The sequence below is a fragment of the Mesorhizobium sp. ESP-6-2 genome (genome assembly GCF_020164675.1).
Classification (GTDB): domain Bacteria; phylum Pseudomonadota; class Alphaproteobacteria; order Rhizobiales; family Rhizobiaceae; genus Mesorhizobium.
In genome coordinates, this window is the sequence record NZ_JAIUGT010000007.1 from 40,888 (window position 1) to 63,835 (window position 22,948).

Below are 22,948 nucleotides of genomic sequence, written 5' to 3' on the forward strand. Positions count from 1 at the left end.
GCCGCGGTGGGGCGGGAGCCATGGCGAAGCATGGACGAACTGGCTGACACGGCGGAATTCCAGCGCTTTGTGGAGGCCGAATTCCCCGCGATGGCCGATCGCCTTCAGCCTGGCTTCGACCGACGCACGGTCTTGAAACTGATGGGCGCATCGCTGTCGCTGGCCGGGCTGACCGCCTGCAGCGAGGCCGAGAGCATCGTGCCTTATGTCCGCCAGCCGGAGAACATCATCCCCGGCCGGCCGCTCTATTACGCGACAACCCTCTCCAGCGACGGCTACGGCATCGGTGCCGTGATCGAGAGCCATGAGGGCCGGCCGACAAAGGTCGAGGGCAACCCCGATCATCCGGCGTCGCGCGGCGCCACAGATGCCGTCATGCAGGCGGCGGTGTTGTCGCTGTTCGATCCCGAGCGATCTCGCACGCCGCTCAGGAAGGGCGAGCCGGCGAGTTACGACGAGTTCCTGAAAGATATCGCCGAACTGGCTGGAGGATTCCTCGCTTCAGGTGGGCAAGGGCTGGCATTGCTGCTCGAGGCGACGACATCGCCGACGACGAAGGCGCAGATCGCGGCGCTGAGGGCGCGCTATCCCAGACTTCGTGTCTTCCGCCACGATCCGCTTGCGGCCAATTCCGGTGAACAGGCAACGGGCACATTGTTCGGCAGGTCGTTGACGGCGATCTACCGTTTCGACCGCGCCGATGTGATCGTCAGCCTGGATGCCGATTTCCTGGGCGATGGCCCCGGGCGCCTGGCCTATGCTCGTGATTTCGCGCAGCGGCGGCGGGTGCGCAAATCGACGGACACGATGAGCCGCCTCTATGTCGTCGAGACGACTCCCACCATCACGGGTGCTGCCGCCGACCATCGCCGTGCCGTCAGGCCAAGCGCCGTCGCAAGCGTTGCGGCGGCGATCAAGGCCGCCCTCGATGGCGACAATGCCGCGGCCGGCTTGTCGCCGCTCGATCCGGAATGGATAAACGCGCTTGTCGACGATCTGCGCGCTATCGGCCGCAATGCGCTTGTGGTGGCCGGAGCGCACCAGGCACCGTCCGTGCATGCCTTGGCCCTCGCGATGAATGCCAGGCTTGGCGCCCTTGGCAACACGCTGCAATTGATCGAGCCGCCTGATGCCATGCCGGTGGATGGCGATCTTGCCGCGCTCTGCCGGGCCATCATGGACGGTTCGGTCGACAAGGCCGTCGTGCTCGGCGCCAATCCCTTGCACACGGCGCCATCGGATATCGATGCGCGGAAAACTTTTTCGAGCCTGAAGCTTCTTGTTCATTGGGGGCTCTATCGCGATGAGACCGCGTTTCTGGCTCAATGGCATATGCCGGCCGCGCATGAGTTGGAGAGCTGGAGCGATATCCGGGCCTATGACGGTACGGTCTCGATCGTGCAGCCGCTCATAGAGCCTCTGTTCGGTGGCAAGAGCCTGCATCAGTTGCTTGCCGCGCTGGGCGGTGAATTCGGCGTCAATGCGGAGGCACTGGTGCGCCGGACGTGGACGGCCATGGACGAGGCGGCCTGGCGCAAGGCGCTGCGTGACGGTGTCGTGGAAAACAGTGCTGCTGCTCGCGTCGCCGTATCAGTGCCGGCCGATAGTGGCGGCTTCGCACCGTATGCCCCCGTCGCGAACGGGCTGGAGCTTCGCTTCGTCGCCGATCCCTGGCTTCGCGATGGCCGCCACGCCAATTCATCGTGGCTTCAGGAACTGCCGCGCCCGCTCACCAAGCTTGTCTGGGGCAATGCGGCGCTGATCTCCCCAGCCACCGCGCAGCGTCTGGGGCTCGAAAGCGGGCAGGTGGTGAATTTGGCACGAGGTGGCAAAGATCTCGACGCACCGGTCTGGATCACGCCGGGGCAGCCTGACGACACGGTGACGCTGTCGCTCGGTTTTGGACGCAAGGCCGGCTCGGTGGCGGCACTCGCGAGCGGCTACGATGCCTTCGCGATCCGGACCAGCGATGCGGCATGGTTTGCCGACGATGTCGTCCTGAGCCCGCGCGGCGGTTCGGCGCGTGTGGTCACGACCCAGCATCATCAAGCGATGGAGGGCAGGGCGATCATCCGCCATGCTTCCCTCGATGCGTTCAGGGCAAATCCCCATTTCGTGCGCGACCACGCGCCCCCAGCGCCGGTGGAATCGCTCTACCCCGACTGGAGCTACGACCAGGAAGCCTGGGGCATGTCGATAGACCTGTCGGCCTGCATCGGCTGCATGGCCTGCGTTTCGGCCTGCCAGGCCGAGAACAACATCGCGACGGTGGGGCCGGACGAGGCGGCACTCGGCCACGAAATGCACTGGCTGCGCATCGACCGCTACTATGCAGGCGGGATCGACGATCCGGACACCTTCTTCCAGCCGGTGCCATGCATGCATTGCGAGAAGGCGCCGTGCGAGGTCGTCTGTCCGGTCAATGCGACCATCCATACTCATGACGGGCTGAACGCGCAGGTCTACAATCGCTGCATCGGCACGCGCTACTGTTCGCAGAACTGTCCCTATAAGGTGCGGCGCTTCAATTTCCTGGAATACCAGGAATTCGACAAGGACGAGGCAGGACCGGAGCAGGCCGTCCACAATCCGGATGTCACCGTCCGTTCGCGCGGCGTCATGGAAAAATGCAGCTACTGCGTACAGCGCATTTCGCAAAAACGGATCCGCGCCCAGATCGAGAACCGGGAGATCGAGGACGGTGAAATCGTCACCGCCTGCCAGCAGGCGTGCCCGACACAAGCCATCACCTTCGGCGATCTCAACAGGAAGGATTCGCAGGTCGTCCAGGAAAAGGCCTCGCCACACAATTACGCGCTGCTGGAAGAACTGAACACAAGGCCGCGAACCACCTATCTGGGCAAGGTCAGCAACCCTAACGACCGGCTCGCCGTGACATCCGGCTCGGAGGGCGGCGATGGCTGACGTGGCCGCCCGCAGGACGAGCAAAGGCGTGACACCTGTGCTGCGCGGGCGTCACGATTTTCCAGAGATCAGCGGCCGCATCAGCGCGATCGTGCTGCAAGGAAAGCTGCCGCGCTTCTTCTGGGCGGCATTCTTCGTCTGCTTTGCTTTCATGCTGCTGTTTCTCTACTCGATCACCTACCTGATCTCGGTCGGCGTCGGTGCCTACGGGGTCAACATCCCCGTCGTCTGGGGCACGATGATCTCAAGCTTCGTGTGGTGGATCGGCATTGGCCATGCCGGCACGCTGATCTCGGCGGTGCTGCTGCTGCTGCGCCAGCCCTGGCGCGCCTCGATCAACCGCTTCGCCGAAGCGATGACGCTGTTTGCCGTGGCGATGGCGGGCCTCTATCCGATCCTGCATCTCGGCCGGCCGTGGTTCTTCTACTGGCTTCTGCCCCTGCCCAACACCCACATGCATTGGCCGCAATGGCGCAGTCCGCTGGTCTGGGACTTCGCCGCGATCTCCACTTACGCCACCGTCTCGCTGCTGTTCTGGTACATGGGCCTGTTGCCCGATCTGGGCGTGCTGCGCGACCGGGCGACGTCGCGGCCGGCGCAACTCTTCTACGGCGTCCTTTCGCTTGGCTGGCGCGGCTCGGCCTATCATTGGGCGCGCTATCGGACGGTCTATTTCCTGATGGCGGCGCTGGCGACACCGCTGGTCGTCTCGGTGCATTCGATCGTCGCCCTCGATTTCACCTTCGCCATCACGCCGGGTTTCCATTCGACGATCTTCCCGCCCTATTTCGTCGCCGGCGCGCTTCTCTCCGGCTTCGCCATGGTGCTGACCATAGCCATTCCCTTGCGCTGGGCATTCGCTGTGGAGGACCTGATCACGCCGCGCCACATGGACAACGCCGCCAAACTGATGATCGCGGCCGGCATGGTCGTCATCTACGGCTATGCGTCGGAAGCGTTCTTTTCCTGGTATTCGGGTGAGCCTTACGAGCGCGCGATGATGGTCCAGCGCGCCGTCGGCCCTTATGCGCTGCTGTTCTGGACCATGCTCTTCTGCAATTGCGCGGTGCTGCAACTGCTTTGGTTTCGCCGTGTGCGGTCCAATATGCCGCTGCTGTTTTCGATCGCTCTGGTCATCAACATCGGCATGTGGCTCGAACGCTACATCATCGTGGTGACCGGCCCGAGCCGCGACTACCTGCCGTCGTCCTGGGGCGAGCAGTCGCTGACCTGGCTCGATTTCGGCATCCTGTTCGGATCGATCGGCACCTTCTTCGCGCTGGTCTTCCTGTTCATCCGCATCCTGCCGGCGATAACCATCTTCGAGGTCGAGGAACTGGCCGAGGAACTGGCCGAGCAGAAAGGCGGCGCGGCATGAGCGTCCATGGCGTCATCGCGGCTTTCGCCGATCCGGATGCGCTGACCAGCGCGGCGCAAACGATGCGCGATAAGGGCTACCGGCATATGGATGCGTTCTCGCCGTTCGAGGTGCACGGCCTGACAGACATATTGGGCATGCGACAGACACGGCTGCCATGGGTCATGCTGGCGGGTGGCGTCGCCGGCGGCGTGCTGGTCTATGCCTTGATCCTTTATTCCGTCGAGATCGACTATCCGGTCAATGTCGGCGGCCGGCCGCTGCATTCCTGGCCGCCGTTCACGGTCATCGCCTTCGAAGCCGCGATCCTGGCCAGCGTGTTTGCCGGCTTCCTCGGCATGCTGGCCGCAAACCGGCTGCCGCAATACTATCATCCCGTCTTCAACGCGGAGAGCTTTACCTACGCGCGCGGCGGCAAGTTCTACCTGCTGATCGAAGCCACCGACCCGAAATATCGCAAGGGCGTCACCAAGGGGCAGCTGACACGGCTTGGCGCCGAGACGGTCGAGGAGGTGGCGACATGAACCCGCGGCTGCTTTTGCCGATTTGCCTGCTCCTCGGCGCCTGCAAGCAGGACATGGCCGACCAGCCTCGCTACGATCCGCTCGAAAACAGCAGAGAGTTCGCCGACGGTATGTCGGCAAGGACACCGGTCGAAGGCACGGTGACGCGCGACGCCGACCTGGCGGCGACGCCGGACAGATTCCCATACCCGATCACCATGGCGCTGCTTCAGCGTGGGCAGCAACGCTTCGATATATTCTGCTCTCCCTGCCATGGCCGCACCGGCGACGGGCACGGGATGGTGGTCACGCGTGGTTTCCCGCCGCCGCCGACCTATCATCAAGATGCGCTGCGCAAGGCGCCGGACCGGCATTTCTACGACGTCATCACCGAGGGCTACGGTGCGATGTATTCCTATGCCGCGCGTGTCGAGCCGCGGGACCGCTGGGCGATCGTGGCCTATATTCGGGCGCTGCAATATTCGCGTCATGCTGCGGCCGGCACGCTGCCCGAATCTCTTCGCGCGAAACTCGATGCGGATGCGGCACGATGAAGCGCGCCGCCCGGCCCGACGGCCACCTCGTCGTGCTGCTCGCAGCCGCCGCCGCAGGGCTCTGTCTGTGCGCGGTCGGGCTGTTCGTCGCCCCGCGCGCGACACTGGCCGGCTGGCTGATGATGGCGGTGTTCCTGCTGGGATTGCCGCTCGGCGCAATGACCCTGCTCATGGTGCACGGGCTGACCGGCGGGCGCTGGGGCGACGCGTTGCGGCCGCCGCTGCGGGCCGCCGTCGCGACCTTGCCTGTCGCGCTGCTGTTGATGCTGCCGGTGCTTGCGCGGCCCGATCTGGTCTTTCCCTGGGCAGGAGCCGACCCGGCGCTGACGGAAGCGGTGCGCCAGAAGCTGACCTATCTCAACGTACCATTCTTCGTCGTTCGTTTCACCGCCTGTGCTCTCGTCTGGCTGGTGCTGGCCTGGCTTGTACTTGGCTGGACGGCGCCCGGTTCGGCTGCAAGCAGGACCGGCGGCGGCTACGCCATCGGGCTCGTCGCGCACGGCTTTGCCGTGACGGTGTTTGCTATCGACTGGATGATGTCGATAGAGCCGGATTTTTACTCCACCATCTATGCGATGCTCGAAGCGGCGGCCGAGGTCGTCGGCGTGTGCGGGCTGGCGCTGGCGGTGCTTTCGGCGGGCCGCGCGATCGAGTCGGCGCCGGGTGGCGAGGAGGACGTGGCGCTCGGCGAAGACCTCGCCAACATGATGTTCGGCTTCATGCTCATCTGGGCCTATCTGGCATTCATGCAGTGGCTAGTCGTCTGGGGCGGCGACCTGCCCCACGAAATCCATTGGTATGTCATCCGTGGGCGAAATGGCTGGCAGTATCTGCTTTGGCTGCTGATCGCGCTGCAATTTGCCTTGCCCTTCGCAGGTTTCCTGAACCGCTCCGTCAAACGCAGCCGCGTTGGCCTGATAGGGCTCGGCGCGCTCCTGCTGGCCGGACATTTCGCCGATGTCGCCTGGCGCGTCCGGCCGGCTTTGTCCGCCCTCGGTGCAGGAGTGTCGTGGCCGGATCTCGCGGCAATGGTCGGCGCGGGCGGCATCTGGTGCGGGTGCTTCGTCTATATATGGACCAGGCCGGATCGCATCGTCTTCTGGCGCGGGAGGCTGGCCCGTGGCTAAGGTCGTGCGTCATCCCGAGACACGCGATGTCTGGCCGAGGGCGCTTGTGCTCATTGGCCTCGGCCTGCTTGTCTTCCTGGCGCTCGCCGCGCTTGGGCTGAGACTGATTTTCGATACGGCCCCGTTCTGGCCACTTGCGGGCGCGCAGATGAACGGCAGCGCCGCAGGTTCCGCCTTGCAGGATTTTCCCGGGGCCGATCTTGCCGCGTTCCGTCAGCGGGAAGACCGTGAACTCGGCATCCTTGCCTGGGTCGACCGCAATGGCGGCATCGCGCGCATTCCGATCGACGACGCCATGAAGCTGGTCGCCGCGCAGGGGCTGCCGGATTGGGCGGGAACGCCCGCTGCGGCCGATGAGGACTGCGCCTTGCTCGAAGGCCAGGTCCCGCGCGCGCCGCAGGCCGGCATTTGTCGCGCCAGTGCGGGCGCCGCGCAGCCAAACGCCACGGCGCCGCAGCAGCGCCAGGCTGCACCGGCCATGGAGACGAGGCCATGAGGCGTTTGGTCCTGCCGCTCGTGCTCCTGGCTGCAATGACCGCCAGCGCGTGCGCGCGGCCGGTTTTCGAACCGCAGATCGGCGCGCAGCTCAGCCTCGACACAGTCTTCCGCGAGGCTTCGGGCGCACGGCAGACGCTTTCCGGCATTCTCGGCGGGCGGCCGGCGCTGCTCATTTTCGGTTACGACAAATGCCCCAACCTCTGCGGCGTGACCCAGCAGGCGGTTGCCTCGGATCTGAACAAGACCGGCCTCGATCCTGCGACCTACCATGCTCTCTTCGTCTCGATAGATGCTTCCGAGACTGTCGCGGATGCGGCCTCCATCCAAACCGAGGTCGGGCGGTCCGCCGGTCCGGCAGGGTTGTCCGCGTGGCGCTTCCTGACCAGCGAGGATGGCGCCGGCGCGGCCCTTGCTGCGGAGGCCGGCATCACATTCGACCGGCGCGGCCGGATCTCGCAATATGTCCACCCGATCGCGGTCATCGCGCTGACGCCGCAAGGGCGTATCGCGCAAGTACTTCCGGCGCTGAGTTTCGAGCCGCGCGATCTCAGGCTTGCCTTGGTCGATGCGTCGGCCGGGCGGCTTGGCTCCATCGCCGATCACGTCTTTCTGCTGTGTGCCGGCTTCGATGCGTCAAAGGGCCAGTACACGCCAGCGATCTGGGCCGTTGTGAAGGTGACGGGCATGGCGACGCTGCTTGGCCTTGGCGTCACCATCCTCGTCCTTTCGCGAAGGAGGCCGATTTGACGTTCGGCATCCCCTTTACGCCGCCGCAGGCCTCCTCGATCGCCAGCAGTGTCGACGCCCTGTTCTACGTGCTGCTTGCCTTCACCGTCGCGCTGGGTGTCTTCCTGACCAGCCTGGTCGTTTTCTACGCCATCAAATATCGCGCCGGCTCCAAGGTGGAGCGAACGGGAGAGCGTGCGCGCAGCACGCCGCTCGAGGTGACCTGGGCAGTCGCCAGCCTGCTGATCGCTTTCACCATCTTCGGATGGGGAGCCGTGCTGTTCCTGCGCCGCGAGCATCCGCCGCTTGACGCGCTCGAGATCGCCGGCCTTGGCAAGCAATGGATGTGGGAGTTCCGTCATCCTGGCGGCCAGCGTGAGATCAACGAACTGCATGTGCCGGTCGGCACGGCGGTGATCGTGTCGCTGGCATCGCAGGACGTGATCCATTCATTCTTCGTACCTGCCTTCCGGGTCAAGCAGGACGCGGTCCCGGGGCGCACCACGCATGTCTGGTTCATCGCCAGCGAGCCCGGACGGTATCATTTGTTCTGTGCGCAATATTGCGGCACCCAGCATTCGGAGATGGGCGGCTGGGTGACCGTGATGCCGCCGCAAGAATATGCGGCGTGGCTGGGCAACCAGGGCCAGGGTGAAACGCTTGCGGCCGACGGCGAAAAACTCTTCCGCGCGCTCGGCTGCTCCGGCTGCCATGGCAATTCCAGCAAGGTGAGGGCGCCGGATCTGGCTGGGGTCTTCGGACGGCCGGTAGCCCTGGACAATCAACAGACCGTCATTGCCGACGAACGCTATCTGCGCGATTCCATCCTCAATCCGAAGAAGGAGATCGCCGCCGGCTATGAGCCCGTGATGCCGAGTTTCGACGGCTTTGTCGACGAGCAGGAGCTGCAGATGCTGCTGGCGTATCTCAAATCCCTGTCGCCGCGGGCAACCAGGGAAAGCGGGGCGACCCAATGAGCAGGCAAGCCTTGGCGCCTTCGAGCTATCTGCATGGGGAGGCCGGACCTGCCGCCTGGCTCTTGACCACCGACCACAAGCGCGTCGCCTGGCTCTACCTGATGTCGCTGACGGCATTCTTCTTTCTTGGCGGCGCCTTCGCCGTGATGATGCGGATCGAACTCGCGTCGCCTGCGGGCGATCTGGTGTCGGACGATGTCTATAACAGGCTGTTTTCCCTGCATGGCATCATCATGGTGTGGTTCTTCCTGGTGCCGTCGATCCCCGCGACGCTCGGCAATTTCCTGCTGCCGCTGATGATCGGCGCGCGCGATCTCGCTTTTCCGCGGCTTAATCTCGCCAGCTGGTACGTGTTCATCTTCGGCAGCGCCTTTGCCCTGGCCGCGGTGCTCGCCGGCGGCGTCGACACGGGTTGGACCTTCTACACGCCGCTCTCGACGCTCTATGCCAACGGCTTCGTTTCGATGGCCGCGCTGGGCGTCTTCATCGTCGGTTTCTCGACGATCATGACCGGCATCAATTTCATCGTCACCGTCCACACGCTGCGGGCCCCGGAGCTGACCTGGTTCAGGCTGCCGATCTTCGTCTGGACGATGTATGCCACCGCGCTGGTCATGGTGCTGGCGACGCCGGTGCTGGCCGCCTCGCTGATCCTGATCGTGCTGGAGCGTGCCTTCGGTATCGGCATCTTCAATCCCGCTCTGGGCGGCGACCCGCTGCTGTTCCAGCATCTGTTCTGGTTCTACTCGCACCCCGCGGTCTACATCATGATCCTGCCCGGCATGGGCGTTGTTTCCGAAGTGCTGCCCTGCTTCAGCAAGCGCCCGCTGTTCGGCTACAAGGCGGTGGCGATGTCTTCGATGGCGATTGCCGTGTTCGGCTTCCTGGTCTGGGGTCACCATATGTTCGTATCAGGCCAGTCGGCCTACGCCGGCATCGTGTTCTCGTTCCTGTCGTTCTGCGTCGCGATCCCCTCGGCGATAAAAGTGTTCAACTGGACCCTGACGCTGCGCAAGGGCGAGATCACTTTCGAGACGCCCATGCTTTATGCGCTGTTTTTCCTGGCGCTGTTCACATTCGGGGGGCTGGCCGGCCTGTTCCTGGCCGCCCTCGCCGTCGACGTCCACGTTCATGACACCTATTTCGTCGTGGCGCATTTCCATTACATCATGGTCGGCGGCATGGTGACGGCCTACATGGCGGGGTTGCATTTCTGGTGGCCGAAGATCACCGGCCGCGTCTATTCCGAAACCTGGGGCCGTATCGCCGCGACCGTGACCTTCCTCGGCTTCAACCTGACTTTCTTTCCGCAATTCGTGCTCGGTTTTCTCGGCATGCCGCGGCGCTATCACACCTATCCGCCGGAGTTTCAGTTCTGGCACGTATTGTCCTCGGCCGGCGCGGTCGTTCTGGCCGTCGGCTATCTTATGCCGCTGCTCTATCTCGGCTGGTCGCTGTTTCGCGGCGCGCGGGCGCCGGCCAACCCGTGGGGCGCTACCGGCCTTGAATGGCAGACGGCTTCGCCGCCGCCCGCGCATAATTTCGACGCCATGCCCGTGGTCAGGCGGCCGGCCTATGACTATGCCATGAAAGGACTGAGGCACGAGACGTTCAGCCCGCACAGGGACGAAGCGTCATGAGCGGGCCGACCGAAAGCATTGCCTTCGACACACGGGCCCGCGAGAAGGCGGCCGATGCGTTCGGCATGTGGATTTTCATCGGCTCCGAGGCGATGCTGTTCGGCGCGATCGTGCTGGTGTTCCTCTACGCCCGATTGAGCTATGGCGCGGCATTTGCAGCGGCGTCGCAACATCTGTCATTGCCGCTCGGCACGCTGAATACGGCGGTTCTAATCACCAGCAGCTTCGCGATGGCGCTTGCCCATATGTTCACGGCTGCCCGGCGTTGGCGGCCGGCCTTCTGGGCCTTGATGTCCACGAGCCTGCTAGGCTGCATCTTCCTGGTGATCAAGGCCGTCGAATACGGCAAGGAATTCAGCGAGGGCCTGGCGCCGGTGCTCGGCGCGCCGTTCCGGTTCGAAGGCCCAGATCCCGCCCATGCCGAATTCTTCTTCGCGCTCTATTTCGCCATGACATCGCTGCACGCGCTGCATCTGATAGGCGGCATCACAGTGATTGCCGGCATGCTGTTGCTCTGGCCGGGGACCGGGCAGGCCCGCCGGGCGCGCCGCGTGCAGGCGATCGGACTCTACTGGCATTTCGTCGACATCGTCTGGGTGTTCCTGTTCCCGGTCCTCTATCTGATCAACCGGGCCTGACGACGATGAGCGACCTCGCCAAGCTCACATTCGCCTATCTCGCGCTGCTCGCCTTGCTGGCGCTTACCGTCGGCTCTTCGTTTGTTGACCTCGGCGGGTTCAATTCCGCGATCAACCTTGCCGCGGCGGCCGCCAAGACAGTGGTGATCGCGCTGCTGTTCATGCATCTGGCGGGCGAGGGCATCCTCCCCAGGCTTGCGGTCGCGGCGGTGGGCCTGTGGCTGGCCATTCTCTTCGGCCTGACGCTGATCGGGCAATAGCCTGGGCCTTGTAGTTGAGCGGTTCTGTGTTTGGTAGAAACGCCGAACCGCCCTATCTCGTTGTTTTTGCGCCTTCCCCCGGGAAGGCGTTGCGCGCCTTTCCCGGGAAAGCCGTTACACAGTTTCCTGGAGTGCTCGAGGAGCCATCAACGTTCGCGCGGATTGCCCAGGGCTGGATCGCGGCGCCTCGTGTAGCCATCGACGCGGGGCAAGCCGTCGGCCATTTCGATGAATGGCAGGCGCATATCCCAATAGGCCTGTGCCTGTGGCGGAAACCGCTCCGGCGCGTCCATGAAGCCGATCGAGACATAGAGTTCGTCACGCAGGCCTTCGTCGGCATAGAAGATCGAGGTACCGCAATCGGCGCAGAAGGAGCGGACGACCCCCTTCGTCTTCGAAAAGGTCTTCGGCTTCCCGGTGGTCAGCTCGACCTGGTGCGGACGATAGCCGATCCAGATGGTCATAGGTCCGCCGATCGCCCGCCGGCAATCGTCGTCATGGTCGAAGCAGGTCCAGAAGGGCTCTCCTTCCATCACCGCCGTGACGGCACCGCAGAAACAATGTCCGCGCTCGATGCGAGCCATGTTGCTGCCCGTTGTCAGAGACTGTCGGTCGTCAGGACGGCGCTTCCGCTGCGGTCGAGCATGGGTTTTCTCCGAAGCTGTTGGGGGGATCTGATCCTGCGGGGTCAACGCAGCGCCGCCAAATTGGTTTCCGGCCATGAGGAGCGGCGGCGGATTCAAATCTGCTTCCGGCTTAGCCGCTGGAACCTGCCGGTCGGAACCAGGTTATGACTATGCCAAAGGAGGACCGGGCCATGACTGGAAGCGAAAATCGCCGCGAGACTGGTGCCACCAAATATCCGGCCAGGGGCGACGGCGATCCCGCCGATTCATTCTCCCAGGACGCCGCAGGCAACAAGCCGCCGGCGTCCGGGCAAGGTCTGACGCGCCCTTCAGGCGAGGTGAACGAGAAAACGCATCAGTCCGAGGGGCAGAATCCATCCCGGCGGGCGACCCCAGACCTGCCGCCCAGAAAAGGCGCCGGCTCAGCCACTTCTGAGCACTCCAAAGACGGCCAAGTGCCGCCCGGAGGCCGGGAGCCCGGTGCGTTCGACAAGGAATGAACGATTCACAATTGACAAGCCGGCGGTGCTTGTGGATTAGTGAGAACGTTCTCAGAGAACGTTCTCACCGCTGCGGCGGACTACCTTTTGGGAGGAGGTATGGGTACCGACGAGATCCGGCTGGCTGTTCGCATCGCGAACATTGCAAAATCCTACGGACCGACAGTCGCACTCGATTCCGTCTCCATTGATCTGCGGCCAGGCGAAGTCCATGCGCTGTTGGGCGAGAACGGCGCCGGCAAATCGACGCTCGTGAAAATCCTCAGCGGCGTCGTGACGCCTGACGGGGGATCCATGTCGATCTTCGGCAAGCCTTATGCGCCGCATGGCATCGTCGATGCGCGGGCGCAGGGCGTGGCGACGGCCTTTCAGGAACTCAGCCTGCTGCCGAATCTCAGCATCGCCGAGAATCTCGTGCTGCCGAAAATGCCGAAGGGCAAGCTAGGTCTCGTGTCGCGCCGCACCGCAACGGCATCAGCTGGCAAGGTTCTTAACGACTACGCTCTCTCCCACTTCGATCCCGACACGCCCGTCGGCGTGCTTTCGCTTTCGGATCGTCAGCGGCTTGAGATCGTGCGCGCCTTCACCCATGCCTCGAAGCTGCTGATCCTCGATGAGCCGACAGCCGCGCTGGCGGACGTCGAATGGCTGTTTGAGCTCGTGCGCCGGCAGAAGAACCTGCAGACGGCCATCCTCTACATTTCCCACCGCCTCGGCGAGGTGCGCACCCTGTGTTCGCGGGCCACCATCCTGCGCAATGGCCGCAGCATCGGCACCGTCGAGTTGTCCGGCGCTTCGGACGAGAACATTTTCGAGATGATGGTCGGCCGCAGCGCGCGTGAGACGACCGCCTCGCAGCCTTTGGTCGCCGACACCGCGCCCGTCGCGCTCAGCGTTCGGGGCCTCTCCGGCGGCATTTTGCGCGACGTGTCGTTTGATGTCAGGCGAGGTGAGATCGTCGGCATCGCCGCGCTCGAGGGGCAGGGTCAACGCGACCTGTTCAGGACGATGATCGGCCTCTCCAAGGCGAAAAGCGGCGGTATCGAGATCGACGGCGTGCCCGCCCAGATTCCCAGCCCGGGCGCCGCGCTCCATTTCGGCAACGGCCTTGCCTACCTGCCGGAGGACCGCAAGTCGGAAGGGATTTTCGCCGGCCTCAGCACCGCCAGCAACATGGTGTTGCCTATCATTTCGCGTGTCGCGCAGGGTGGCGTCGTCTGGCCGGCCAGCGAGCGTCGCATTGCGAAAAAAACCGCTGAGGCGGTCGAACTGCAGGAGCGCTATCTGCAGTTCAAGATCGACGAGCTTTCCGGTGGCAACCAGCAGAAGGCGCTCCTGGCGCGCGTCATGATGACGGGTGCGCGCACTCTACTGCTTTTCGATCCGACGCGTGGAGTCGATGTCGGAACCAAGCAGTCGATCTACGAGGCTATCCGGAAGTTCGCCGCCGATGGCGGCTCGGTGCTCTTTTACTCGTCCGAACTGCCGGAACTCGTCCATCTCGCGCATCGCTGCATGGTGCTCTATGGCGGCCGCGTCTTCGCCGAATATCAAGGCGATGCCATCGATGAGCCGACTATCGTCGGCGCGCTGATCGGCCACGCTGCGGGCGCGGTGAATGGAGTGGCCGCATGACCGCGGTCCAGGCAAATCCCGCGCCCCGCCGCTCCGCGTTATGGAGGGCTGTCATCAGCGGCACCGGCATCGTGGCGATGATCTATGTCCTGCTTTATGCGCTCTACGCGTTCTGGCAACCGGATGCGCTTTCGGTCTACACCTTCACCGACCTCGTCAACAACTCGACGCCATTGGCGCTCGCGGCAGCGGGCGAGACGCTGGTCGTCATCAGCCGCGGCTTCGACTTGTCCGTCGCAGGCGTCGTCTCGCTGACCAATGTGCTGATGGCGGTCTATCCGTTCGATGGTCCTGGCGGTGCGCTGGCCAGCCTCCTGATGTGCTGTGCGATCGGCGGTGCCGTCGGCGCAATCAACGGCATTCTCGTGGCCAGGCTTGGACTGCAGACCATCGCGGCGACGCTCGGCACGATGATCGTCTGCCAGGGACTTGCGCTGGTTATCCTGGACGCGCCTGGCGGTATGGTTGCCGACTTCGTCACCTACACGCTGACCGACACCCTGTTCGGTGTCATCCCGATCGCCGGGCTGTTTCTGGTTGCCGCCATCGCGCTTTGGCTTGCCTTCCGGCGGACCAATACCGGGATCGGCCTCTATGCGATCGGCGCCGATGAGCAGTCGGCTCGTTTCTCCGGCGTGCCCGTCGCAGGGGTACGCATCACGGCCTTTGTCGGCGCCGGCATCCTCTACGGCGTCGCCGGCTTCATGCTGAGCGCCCAGACGGCGACAGGAAATCCGACAGCCGGCACGCCATTCCTGATGCTCACCTTTGCCGCGGTGGCGCTCGGCGGCACGCCGTTGAGCGGCGGCCGGGGCAGCCTCGTTGGTTCGATCCTGGGCGCCGGTACGCTGATGCTTTTGCAGAAGGTGCTTTTCTCGGGTGGGGTCTCGTCCTTCTACACCGGCATATTCCAAGGTTTCGTGCTGGTGCTTGCGATTGTGTTCGGCAGCGCCGTGGCGCGCCTGCTCAAGAAGGAAGAGATCCGGTGAACGCGCATAAGGACGTTGCAACGCGTTTCGAGGCCAATTCCGACCGGCGCGGCAGGCAAAGGCTCGACCGGGAGGTGGTCAATACGCTTGTGGTGTTTGGGCTGAGTATCGTGCTTGTGGTGTGCTCGCGCTTCATCAGTCAGGCGCTGGGTTCCTGGGATCAGGTGCTGACGGTTCTTATCCTCGCGTCCTTCTTGATCGTCTTGTCGTTCGGGCAAGGGCTCGTCATCCTGATCGGCGGGCTCGACCTATCGGTCCCCGCCCTCATCACGCTCGGCGGCGTGTTGACGACGACCTGGATTGGTAGCGGCGACGCCGGCATCTGGTACCTGCTGCCGGCCATCCTGGCCATTTGCGCGCTGGTCGGCACGATCAGCGGACTGGGAATTGTCTGGCTGAAGGTTCCTCCCTTCATCATGACCATGGCGACCTCGATCGTCGTGGCGTCGGTGGCGCTGGGCTATACCAGCGGGACGCCGCGCGGCGGCTCCCCGTCCGTCTTGCTGTGGCTGATGAAGGAATGGTTCCTCGGCGTGCCGCTGGTCATCTATTTCACCGTCGCTTTCATCCTGTTCGGCTGGTTCTTGCAGAACTTCACTGCGCTCGGCCGCCGGCTCTACGCCCTTGGCACCAACAGGAACGCCGCCCTCATCGCCGGCATCGCTGTCAATCGGCTCGAGCTCGTCCCCTACGCGATCAGTGCCACCTGCGCAGGGTTCGTCGGCATGATGCTGGTGGGCTATTCGAACGGGGCGACGCTGAGGATGGGCGACAGCTACATGCTACCTTCCATCGCTGCCGTCGTGGTCGGCGGCTCCTCGATCCTCGGCGGCAGCGGAACTTTCATCGGGACGGTCGGCGGCGCAATTCTTCTGACGACGCTTGGCACCGTTATCTCCGCCATCGGCCTCAACGAAGGATGGCGCACCGTCATAGAGGGCGCAATCATTGTCGCCGCCCTGCTGGTGCTGCGCGGCGAATTCCTGGCCGATCTCGGAAATCGAATGCTGACGCGGAGGAAGTGACCATGCCTGTGCGTGAAATGCGTTTTGTCCAATTGTGAGAACGTTCTCACAAGCTCTGGTCCGGCACCTGCAAGGGCCAAATTCCAACGGGAGGTTGATCGAAATGAGGCTGTTAAAAAGACTGGGACTGGCCGCGTCGCTGACGCTTGCCACCGCCATGGGCGTTGGGACGGTTGTCGACCATGCCCAAGCGCAGGACAAGAAGTTCAAGATATATCTGTCGCTGAGCTACAGCGGCAATTCGTGGCAGTCGGAGGCTGCGAACATCGTCAAGGCGTTGGCGCAGACACCGCCCTACGACAAGACGGTGGAGCTGAAGGAAGTCATCTCGGGAACCGACCCCCAGGCTCAGATCTCGGCCTATGAAAGCATGATACAGGCTGGCGCCGACGGCATCATCAGCTTCCCGATCTCGTCGACGGCGCTGAACCGCACGGTCCATCGCGGCTGCCAGAAGGGCGTGCTCTTCTTCATGTACGACGCCACGGTGACCGAGCCCTGCGCCTACAATGTCAGCTATATCACCGCAGGCTTCGGCGAGAACACCGCCCAGGCCTTGGTCAATATCCTGGGAGGCAAGGGCAAGATCTTCCTGAGCCGTGGCGTCCCGGGCAACTCGGTGGATAAGCGCCACACCGACGGCGCGATGCACATTTTCAACCAGTATCCCGGCATCAAGGTCGTCGCGGAATACTACTCCTACTGGGATGACCGCACCACACAGCAGGAGACAGCCAAGGCTCTCGCGGCGCATCCCGACGTCGACGGCATCTGGGCTCAGGCAGGCGAATATGGCGCCGTTCAAGCGCTGCTCGACAAGGGCAACAAACTGGTTCCGATGACCGGCGAGAACTCGGACGGTTTTCGTCTCGGACTGGCAGACCCGAAGATGCAAGGCATGGGTCTCAAGGGTGTATCCGCCGGTTCGCCGCCTGCCACGTCAGGCTATGCCTTCAAGCTGATGATGGAGATCCTGACCAAGAAGCGCGACCTGAAGCCGATGAACATCGAGTACCCGCTGCCTTGGGTGCCAGCGGATCAAGTCAAACCTTGCAAGGGCGATACCTTCGCCGACGGATGCAATGTTTTCCCGTCCGACAAAGTTCCGAGTTCCTTCGTCACCGAGGTCTTCAATCCCGATTTGCTGCCGGAACTGTCGCTGCAGTCGGCGCTCGAGGGCAAGCCAACACCAGGAGCGACCATTCAGGCGTTGCCCGCGGACGTGAAGCAGGCGCCCGATGCGCCCGGCATCAACTGCTCGTCGTGCAAGGCTCCGGCCGACGAATACAAGCTCACCAAGATCGAGCCGACGGTAAAACCCTGACGATCAGCAATGCAACAGGTGGACGGCATCCTGCCGCCCACCTGACTCAACATAAGGATGAGAATATGCCGACTTTTCTGAAACGGGGCAGGGATCCCGAAGCTGTCGCCCAGAGCGATGCGGCCGTCCGGACGACCGTCGAGACGATCCTTGCCGACATAGAAAAGCGAGGCGATACCGCTGTCCGGGAGTTGTCGGAGCGTTTCGACAAATGGTCGCCGCCAAGCTTCCGGCTCAGCGACAGCGAGATCAAGCAGGCGATGTCCAAGGTGTCGGCAAGCGATATCGAGGATATTCGCTTCGCCCAGGCCCAGGTTCGCAATTTCGCCGAGAAGCAGCGCGCCTGCCTCAAGGACCTCGAAGTGGAAACGCTTCCCGGCGTTGTCCTCGGCCACAAGAACATTCCCGTGGAAACGGTCGGCTGTTACGTGCCGGGCGGGAAATACCCGATGGTCGCCTCCGCGCATATGAGCGTGGTGACGGCCAAGGTCGCCGGGGTGAAGAAGATCATCGCCTGCGCGCCGCCGTTCCAGGGCGGTCCGCATCCGGCTATCGTGGCCGCGATGCACATGGCCGGCGCGGACGAGATCTACGTTCTGGGCGGTGTGCAGGCCGTCGGCGCCATGGCGCTCGGAACCGAAACCATCGGGCGCGTCGACATGCTCGTCGGTCCCGGCAATGCCTTCGTCGCTGAAGCCAAGCGGCAATTGTACGGCCGCATCGGCATCGACCTGTTCGCCGGCCCGACCGAGACGCTGGTCATTGCCGACGACAGTGTCGACGGCGAGATCTGCGCGACCGATCTGCTCGGCCAGGCCGAGCATGGTCCGACCAGTCCCGCCGTGCTTTTGACAAACTCGGAGAAGCTCGCGCGCGACACCCTGGCCGAGATCGAGCGGCAGCTGAAGATCCTGCCGACCGCCGAGATCGCCGCCAAGGCATGGGCGGATTATGGCGAAGTCATTGTCTGCGCTTCCTATGAGGAGATGGTCGCGGAGGCCGACCGGATCGCATCCGAGCACGTCCAGGTCATGACGCGCGATCCGGATTACTTCCTCGACAACATGCGCAATTACGGCGCTCTGTTTTTGGGACCGCGCACGAATGTTGCCTATGGCGACAAGGTCATCGGCACCAACCATACGCTGCCGACCAAGAAGGCGGCCCGCTACACAGGCGGTTTGTGGGTTGGCAAGTTCATCAAGACCTGCACCTATCAGCGCGTCCTGACCGACGAAGCGAGCGCCATGATAGGCGAGTACTGTTCGCGCCTGTGTGTCCTCGAGGGATTCTACGGGCATGCCGAGCAGGCGAACATCCGGGTCCGCCGCTATGGAGGTCGCAACCAGGCCTAAGCCAGCGCGCCAACGGAGTTTTCATGTCGATCATCGCCCGCAACAAGAACAGCAAGCCCCGCCTGACCGTGAAGGATCTGGCGCGCGATCTCGGCATGTCTGTTTCGACCGTATCCAGGGCCTTTCACGCCGATGCCGTGATCGCCAAGGATACGCGGGACCTGGTGCTCAACCGTGCGAGGGAGATCGGCTATTCGCCGAACCCTTTCGCGCGCAGCCTCATCACCAAGAAGACGCGTATCGTGGGTATCGTCGTCGCGGACATCAAGAACCCGTTCTATCCGGAAGTGCTGACGCGGCTGACCACCGCCCTTCGCGCCATCGACATGAATGTGATGCTCGTCGCCGCCGACCAGTCCGGAGACGTCGACCAGGCGCTACGCCTGCTGCTCAACTACCAGCCAGATCTCGCCATCATCCTGGCGGCCACCTTGTCTTCGGCGGCCGCGCAGGAATGCCGTAGGGCCGGCACTCCGGTGATCTTTTTCAACCGGCTCTCGGCCGACGACCACGCGTTCGGCATTTCCTGCGACAACATACGCGGCGGCCGCAGCATCGCCGACTATCTCGTCGATACCGGCCACCGGCGCCTGGCCTACATCGCCGCCTTGCCCGATGCCTCCACCAATGTCGCGCGCCACAGGGGCTTCAGCGAACGCGCCGTCGAGCGCGGCCTCGCCGCGCCGACGGTTATCGAGGCAGGCCAGTTCAGCTATCATGCCGGCTACGAAGCGGCGCGCAAGCTGCGTGACCTGAGAGAGATTCCCGACGGTGTTTTCTGCGCCAACGATATTCTCGCCATCGGCTTTCTCGACGGCGTGCGGCGAGAGCTGGCCCTCGGCGTGCCGGACGACATTTCGATCGTCGGCTTCGACGATATCGAGATGGCCCACTGGCCCTCACACGGGCTGACGACCGTCCGGCAGCCCATAGACCAGATGCTCGAGGCCACGGTCAGCCTGGCGAAGGAATTGAGCACGAATTCCGGCCGGGAGCCGATCGTCCAACTAATCCCGCCCGGTGCGGTGATCGAGCGCGCGACGACGCGAAAAAGGCACCATGGCTGATATCTCCGGAAAGCGCTTCTTCGAGCGGGCGGTAAGCGTCCACCGCTATGACTGCGAGGTCGTCGCGGCGCCCCATGTCTCTGTCACCGGAAGCGAGGAACCCGTCGCGGCCGTCAACGATGCCGCGTTGGCCGACGAAGCCATCGTCCGCTACGTCGTGGCAACCCGCCCCGTCTACGAAGGCCTGCGCCGGCTGATCGGCCAACTCGCAGGCCTGCTGGTCCTGGCTCAGGCCGGCGGACGCCGCGACGTGCTCGACCTGCCTGACATCCCGGCGGCCCGCGAACGGTGGACGGAGGTGGAGCAGCGGCTGGGCGCCTTGCAGGCGCCGCACGCGCTCGAAAGCCATTGCGCGCGTCTGCGGGCCGCTCATGCAACGCTGGGCGAGGTCCTGGACGATTTCGGTTCGGCCCGACTGCGGCGCGACTGGCAGCAGGGGCTCGACCGGGCCGGGGAGAGGATCAAACGCGCCTATGCCGGGCTGCAGGCGGCGTCGGAACCGCGGGCCGGTATGACGCCGGTCGATTTCAATCACGCCTGCTGCAGCTGTGCGCAGCGTTGGCGACAACAGGGAGGAAGCAATGGGCCAATATTCGATCTGGGTGCTTGAGTACAGCTATGTCAGCAACTACCACAAGAGCGGCGTGCTCTACGGCGCCCACAACCAGGGTTACGTCAAGCTTCCCTACTGCTACGCGCTGATCAAGGGCAACGGTCGCGTCGCGATGGTCGATGTCGGCTACAACAACAAGGACTACGGCAAGCATCTGGCCGACAAATTTGGCGTCGAGAACTGGCACTCGCCCGAGGCCGTTCTTGGCGAAATCGGCCTCTCACCAAAGAGCGTCGACACGGTTTTCGTCACGCACGCGCATTTCGACCATTTCGGCAATGTCGAGGACTTCCCGAATGCGACCTTCTACATCCAGGAGAGGGAGATCGCGAAGTGGGTCTGGGCGATGTCGCTGCCGGATCGCATGCGCTGGATGAACGTCGCCGTGGACCCCGGCGACATCGTGCGCGGCGTCGACCTGGCCCGTCAGAAGCGGTTGGTGACGATCGACGGAGCGAAACAGGACGTCCTGCCCGACATCGATCTCCATGCCGCCTTTGACAGCCATACTTACGGATCGATGTGGGTCACCATACGCAACGGCAAGGACGACACTTGGGTGCTGGCTGGCGATCTGGTCTACGTCTTCGACAACATCGAGGGTTCGGGAGCTGCCGTCGACATCGAGACGCTCTACGTTCCGGTGGGGCTTGCGGTCGGCAGCCAGACCAATCTCGTTCTCGCCACCGAGGAGATGATGAAGCAGGTGGGCCACGAGGCACGGCGGGTCATTCCCATCCACGAAGAGCGGTTGAAGGACCGGTTCCCATCCCGCATCACTCAGGATGGCCTGCGGATCACCGAAATTTGCCTCGCGGACGGCGAGACGTCGCGGGTGCAATGATGGATGCAATCCGCAAGGTCGCCATTGTCGGTGCCGGACTGGTCGGCCGTGGCTGGGCGATCGTCTTCGCCCGGGCCGGCCATGATGTGACTATCTATGACGGCAATGTCGAGATCCGCGCCGCGGTGCTCGACAAGATCCGGGCTAGTCTTGCCGACATGCAAGAGGCCGGCCTGGTAGATGCCGTCGATGCAGTCATGCGGCGGCTGAACGTTGTCGATACGCTGGAGGGCGCGGTAGCGGACCACGACTACATCCAGGAGTCGGTGCTGGAAGTGCGCGACATCAAGGAGGCGGTCTGTCTGGAGATTGACCGAGCGATGCGGCCCGACGCGGTCGTAGGCAGCTCCAGTTCCGGCATTCCCGCCTCGGCCTTCACCGGGTCCTGTGCCAACCGCCGGCGTTTTCTTGTCGCTCATCCCGTCAATCCACCGCATTTGATCCCGTTGGTGGAACTGGTCCCGGCGCCCTGGACCGACGCGGAGGCCGTTGCGTGGCTGCGGGTGCAAATGGAGGCCGTGGGGCAGGCGGCCGTCATCGTGCGCAAGGAAATCGAAGGGTTCGTCCTCAACCGGCTCCAGGGGGCATTGCTGAACGAAGCCTGGGCCCTGCTCGAGGAGGGCGTGGCAAGTGCCGCCGATATCGATCTTACGGTGTCGCGTGGGCTCGGCTACCGGTGGTCCTTCATGGGGCCTTTCGAGACGATCGATCTGAATGCGCCCGGCGGGATCGCAGACTACGCGAGACGTCTGGGACCGCTCTACCATTCGATCGCCCTCGCCAGGCGCGATCCGGCCCCCTGGTCGGAAGGGCTGATTGCCAAGGCCGAGGAAGCGCGCCGCGAAAAGTTGTCAGCATCCCAACTCGCCGAACGCAGCGCCTGGCGCGACCGCAATCTCATGGCGCTGGCCTCCCATAAGCGACGCACCGGGATTTGACACTCAGGAGACGGCCATGACAGGCACACTCACGGGCAAGGTCGCCCTGGTCACCGGAGCAACCGGCGGTATCGGCGCGCGGATCGTATCCAGGCTTGCTGCGGAAGGGGCTTCGGTTGCCATCGGCTACAACCGTTCGCGGCAGGCAGCCGACGATCTGGTTTCGTCACTGGCGCCCGGCGGTCACTTTGTCGCCGAGGCGACCGTGACGGACAGCGATTGCCTCGCGCGCCTTGCCGGTCAGATCGAGAAAAGCGTTGGCCGGCTGGATGTCCTGGTCAATTGCGCCGGGACAACCCGCTTCGTGCCACACCCGGACCTCGACAGCCTGGACGACGAATTGATCGACCGCATCTTCAGCGTCAACGTGCGCGGTGTGATTGCTGCGACGCGGGCCATGCGGCCGCTTCTCGACCGCACCGGCAGCGGGGTTGTTGTCAACATCTCATCGATCGCAGGGGTCACCGCCATGGGAAGCAACGTCGCCTATTGCGCGTCGAAAGCCGCTGTCGACAATTTGACCAAGTCGCTGGCGCGTGCCCTGGCCCCGAGAATCAGGGTCGTGTCGGTCTCGCCCGGCGTCGTCGACACCGACTTCATCAAGGGCCGTGACGAATCCTGGCGGGACGAACAGGCAAACCGGACGCCGCTGGGGCGACTGGGCACGCCCGACGATGTCGCCGAGGCCGTTTTGGCGGCCGCAACTCACCTTCGTTTCGTGACCGGCGTTATCATTCCGGTCGACGGCGGTCGGCCCCTGGCCTAGAGCCCGGGACCAGGATCAGATCGAACGGACCTCGTTTCGC

At 63.8% G+C, this 22,948-nt stretch carries 23 protein-coding genes; 22 read left to right on the top strand and 1 reads right to left on the bottom strand.

Annotated elements, in window-relative coordinates; all coding sequences use genetic code 11:
* Positions 1 to 30 precede the first annotated feature (30 nt).
* The 11 genes from LB532_RS18920 to LB532_RS18970 are packed head-to-tail and all read left to right on the top strand — an operon-like array spanning position 31 to position 11,226.
* On the top strand, positions 31 to 2,925 hold the full coding sequence (locus tag LB532_RS18920; RefSeq protein WP_210239881.1) for a TAT-variant-translocated molybdopterin oxidoreductase: 2,895 nt from the start codon (positions 31 to 33) through the stop codon (positions 2,923 to 2,925).
* Positions 2,918 to 4,303 (top strand): NrfD/PsrC family molybdoenzyme membrane anchor subunit, encoded by a 1,386-nt coding sequence (gene nrfD, locus LB532_RS18925; protein ID WP_140639813.1) that lies wholly within the window; start codon positions 2,918 to 2,920, stop codon positions 4,301 to 4,303. The genes LB532_RS18920 and nrfD overlap by 8 nt, the downstream gene beginning before the upstream one ends.
* Positions 4,300 to 4,827: a DUF3341 domain-containing protein gene (locus LB532_RS18930; protein ID WP_140639812.1), complete on the top strand. Its 528-nt coding sequence runs from the start codon at positions 4,300 to 4,302 to the stop codon at positions 4,825 to 4,827. Before nrfD ends, LB532_RS18930 begins: the two co-directional genes overlap by 4 nt.
* Positions 4,824 to 5,360 (top strand): c-type cytochrome, encoded by a 537-nt coding sequence (locus tag LB532_RS18935; protein ID WP_140639811.1) that lies wholly within the window; start codon positions 4,824 to 4,826, stop codon positions 5,358 to 5,360. Before LB532_RS18930 ends, LB532_RS18935 begins: the two co-directional genes overlap by 4 nt.
* A complete protein-coding gene (locus LB532_RS18940; protein ID WP_140639810.1) occupies positions 5,357 to 6,487 on the top strand; it encodes a hypothetical protein in 1,131 nt (376 codons plus the stop codon). The genes LB532_RS18935 and LB532_RS18940 overlap by 4 nt, the downstream gene beginning before the upstream one ends.
* A complete protein-coding gene (locus LB532_RS18945) occupies positions 6,480 to 6,983 on the top strand; it encodes a hypothetical protein (RefSeq protein WP_140639809.1) in 504 nt (167 codons plus the stop codon). Before LB532_RS18940 ends, LB532_RS18945 begins: the two co-directional genes overlap by 8 nt.
* Complete coding sequence (locus LB532_RS18950; protein WP_181169369.1) at positions 6,980 to 7,732, top strand: SCO family protein; 753 nt, start codon at positions 6,980 to 6,982, stop codon at positions 7,730 to 7,732. The genes LB532_RS18945 and LB532_RS18950 overlap by 4 nt, the downstream gene beginning before the upstream one ends.
* Positions 7,729 to 8,688, top strand: coding sequence for a cytochrome c oxidase subunit II (gene coxB, locus LB532_RS18955; protein WP_181169368.1), 960 nt, complete (start codon positions 7,729 to 7,731; stop codon positions 8,686 to 8,688). Before LB532_RS18950 ends, coxB begins: the two co-directional genes overlap by 4 nt.
* Positions 8,685 to 10,328, top strand: coding sequence for a cytochrome c oxidase subunit I (ctaD, locus tag LB532_RS18960; RefSeq protein WP_140639807.1), 1,644 nt, complete (start codon positions 8,685 to 8,687; stop codon positions 10,326 to 10,328). Before coxB ends, ctaD begins: the two co-directional genes overlap by 4 nt.
* Positions 10,325 to 10,966, top strand: a complete 642-nt coding sequence (locus LB532_RS18965; protein WP_140639806.1) for a cytochrome c oxidase subunit 3 — start codon at positions 10,325 to 10,327, stop codon at positions 10,964 to 10,966. Before ctaD ends, LB532_RS18965 begins: the two co-directional genes overlap by 4 nt.
* Before the next feature lie 5 nt (positions 10,967 to 10,971).
* Entirely contained in the window at positions 10,972 to 11,226 is a 255-nt protein-coding gene (locus LB532_RS18970; protein ID WP_140522223.1) for a cytochrome C oxidase subunit IV family protein, read from the top strand.
* 146 nt (positions 11,227 to 11,372) lie between these two features.
* Here the strand turns inward: LB532_RS18970 and LB532_RS18975 are convergent, their stop codons facing one another.
* The gene (locus LB532_RS18975) at positions 11,373 to 11,810 is read right to left on the bottom strand and encodes a GFA family protein (protein WP_140639805.1); all 438 of its coding nucleotides are present in this window, start codon (positions 11,808 to 11,810) and stop codon (positions 11,373 to 11,375) included.
* A gap of 233 nt (positions 11,811 to 12,043) precedes the next feature.
* Between LB532_RS18975 and LB532_RS18980 the strand changes: the two genes are divergently transcribed.
* From LB532_RS18980 to LB532_RS19030, 11 genes are all read left to right on the top strand, one after another.
* Entirely contained in the window at positions 12,044 to 12,352 is a 309-nt protein-coding gene (locus tag LB532_RS18980; protein WP_140639804.1) for a hypothetical protein, read from the top strand.
* 99 nt (positions 12,353 to 12,451) lie between these two features.
* Entirely contained in the window at positions 12,452 to 13,987 is a 1,536-nt protein-coding gene (locus LB532_RS18985) for a sugar ABC transporter ATP-binding protein (RefSeq protein WP_140639803.1), read from the top strand.
* On the top strand, positions 13,984 to 14,976 hold the full coding sequence (locus LB532_RS18990; protein ID WP_140639802.1) for an ABC transporter permease: 993 nt from the start codon (positions 13,984 to 13,986) through the stop codon (positions 14,974 to 14,976). Before LB532_RS18985 ends, LB532_RS18990 begins: the two co-directional genes overlap by 4 nt.
* Entirely contained in the window at positions 14,973 to 16,001 is a 1,029-nt protein-coding gene (locus LB532_RS18995; protein ID WP_181169367.1) for an ABC transporter permease, read from the top strand. The genes LB532_RS18990 and LB532_RS18995 overlap by 4 nt, the downstream gene beginning before the upstream one ends.
* A gap of 103 nt (positions 16,002 to 16,104) precedes the next feature.
* Complete coding sequence (locus LB532_RS19000) at positions 16,105 to 17,325, top strand: sugar ABC transporter substrate-binding protein (RefSeq protein ID WP_140549760.1); 1,221 nt, start codon at positions 16,105 to 16,107, stop codon at positions 17,323 to 17,325.
* A 65-nt stretch (positions 17,326 to 17,390) separates the two neighbouring features.
* Positions 17,391 to 18,680, top strand: coding sequence for a histidinol dehydrogenase (gene hisD / locus LB532_RS19005; protein WP_140639800.1), 1,290 nt, complete (start codon positions 17,391 to 17,393; stop codon positions 18,678 to 18,680).
* A gap of 23 nt (positions 18,681 to 18,703) precedes the next feature.
* Entirely contained in the window at positions 18,704 to 19,747 is a 1,044-nt protein-coding gene (locus tag LB532_RS19010) for a LacI family DNA-binding transcriptional regulator (protein WP_140639799.1), read from the top strand.
* Entirely contained in the window at positions 19,740 to 20,357 is a 618-nt protein-coding gene (locus tag LB532_RS19015) for a hypothetical protein (RefSeq protein ID WP_140639798.1), read from the top strand. The genes LB532_RS19010 and LB532_RS19015 overlap by 8 nt, the downstream gene beginning before the upstream one ends.
* Positions 20,329 to 21,204, top strand: a complete 876-nt coding sequence (locus tag LB532_RS19020) for an N-acyl homoserine lactonase family protein (RefSeq protein WP_140639797.1) — start codon at positions 20,329 to 20,331, stop codon at positions 21,202 to 21,204. Before LB532_RS19015 ends, LB532_RS19020 begins: the two co-directional genes overlap by 29 nt.
* Positions 21,201 to 22,142, top strand: coding sequence for a 3-hydroxyacyl-CoA dehydrogenase (locus tag LB532_RS19025; RefSeq protein ID WP_140639796.1), 942 nt, complete (start codon positions 21,201 to 21,203; stop codon positions 22,140 to 22,142). The genes LB532_RS19020 and LB532_RS19025 overlap by 4 nt, the downstream gene beginning before the upstream one ends.
* A gap of 16 nt (positions 22,143 to 22,158) precedes the next feature.
* Positions 22,159 to 22,908, top strand: coding sequence for an SDR family NAD(P)-dependent oxidoreductase (locus LB532_RS19030; protein ID WP_140639795.1), 750 nt, complete (start codon positions 22,159 to 22,161; stop codon positions 22,906 to 22,908).
* Positions 22,909 to 22,948: the final 40 nt, after the last annotated feature.

Bases quoted from the DNA above. Each gene is read 5' to 3' on its own strand.
- LB532_RS18970 (WP_140522223.1), top strand. From the start codon at position 10,972: ATGAGCGACCTCGCCAAGCTCACATTCGCCTATCTCGCGCTGCTCGCC.
- LB532_RS19020 (WP_140639797.1), top strand. From the start codon at position 20,329: ATGGGCCAATATTCGATCTGGGTGCTTGAGTACAGCTATGTCAGCAAC.
- LB532_RS18920 (WP_210239881.1), top strand. From the start codon at position 31: ATGGACGAACTGGCTGACACGGCGGAATTCCAGCGCTTTGTGGAGGCC.
- LB532_RS19030 (WP_140639795.1), top strand. From the start codon at position 22,159: ATGACAGGCACACTCACGGGCAAGGTCGCCCTGGTCACCGGAGCAACC.
- LB532_RS18935 (WP_140639811.1), top strand. From the start codon at position 4,824: ATGAACCCGCGGCTGCTTTTGCCGATTTGCCTGCTCCTCGGCGCCTGC.
- LB532_RS19010 (WP_140639799.1), top strand. From the start codon at position 18,704: ATGTCGATCATCGCCCGCAACAAGAACAGCAAGCCCCGCCTGACCGTG.
- LB532_RS18930 (WP_140639812.1), top strand. From the start codon at position 4,300: ATGAGCGTCCATGGCGTCATCGCGGCTTTCGCCGATCCGGATGCGCTG.
- LB532_RS18950 (WP_181169369.1), top strand. From the start codon at position 6,980: ATGAGGCGTTTGGTCCTGCCGCTCGTGCTCCTGGCTGCAATGACCGCC.
- LB532_RS18980 (WP_140639804.1), top strand. From the start codon at position 12,044: ATGACTGGAAGCGAAAATCGCCGCGAGACTGGTGCCACCAAATATCCG.
- LB532_RS19015 (WP_140639798.1), top strand. From the start codon at position 19,740: ATGGCTGATATCTCCGGAAAGCGCTTCTTCGAGCGGGCGGTAAGCGTC.
- LB532_RS18985 (WP_140639803.1), top strand. From the start codon at position 12,452: ATGGGTACCGACGAGATCCGGCTGGCTGTTCGCATCGCGAACATTGCA.
- ctaD (WP_140639807.1), top strand. From the start codon at position 8,685: ATGAGCAGGCAAGCCTTGGCGCCTTCGAGCTATCTGCATGGGGAGGCC.
- LB532_RS18940 (WP_140639810.1), top strand. From the start codon at position 5,357: ATGAAGCGCGCCGCCCGGCCCGACGGCCACCTCGTCGTGCTGCTCGCA.
- LB532_RS18990 (WP_140639802.1), top strand. From the start codon at position 13,984: ATGACCGCGGTCCAGGCAAATCCCGCGCCCCGCCGCTCCGCGTTATGG.
- nrfD (WP_140639813.1), top strand. From the start codon at position 2,918: ATGGCTGACGTGGCCGCCCGCAGGACGAGCAAAGGCGTGACACCTGTG.
- LB532_RS19000 (WP_140549760.1), top strand. From the start codon at position 16,105: ATGAGGCTGTTAAAAAGACTGGGACTGGCCGCGTCGCTGACGCTTGCC.
- LB532_RS19025 (WP_140639796.1), top strand. From the start codon at position 21,201: ATGATGGATGCAATCCGCAAGGTCGCCATTGTCGGTGCCGGACTGGTC.
- LB532_RS18965 (WP_140639806.1), top strand. From the start codon at position 10,325: ATGAGCGGGCCGACCGAAAGCATTGCCTTCGACACACGGGCCCGCGAG.
- LB532_RS18975 (WP_140639805.1), bottom strand. From the start codon at position 11,810: ATGGCTCGCATCGAGCGCGGACATTGTTTCTGCGGTGCCGTCACGGCG.
- hisD (WP_140639800.1), top strand. From the start codon at position 17,391: ATGCCGACTTTTCTGAAACGGGGCAGGGATCCCGAAGCTGTCGCCCAG.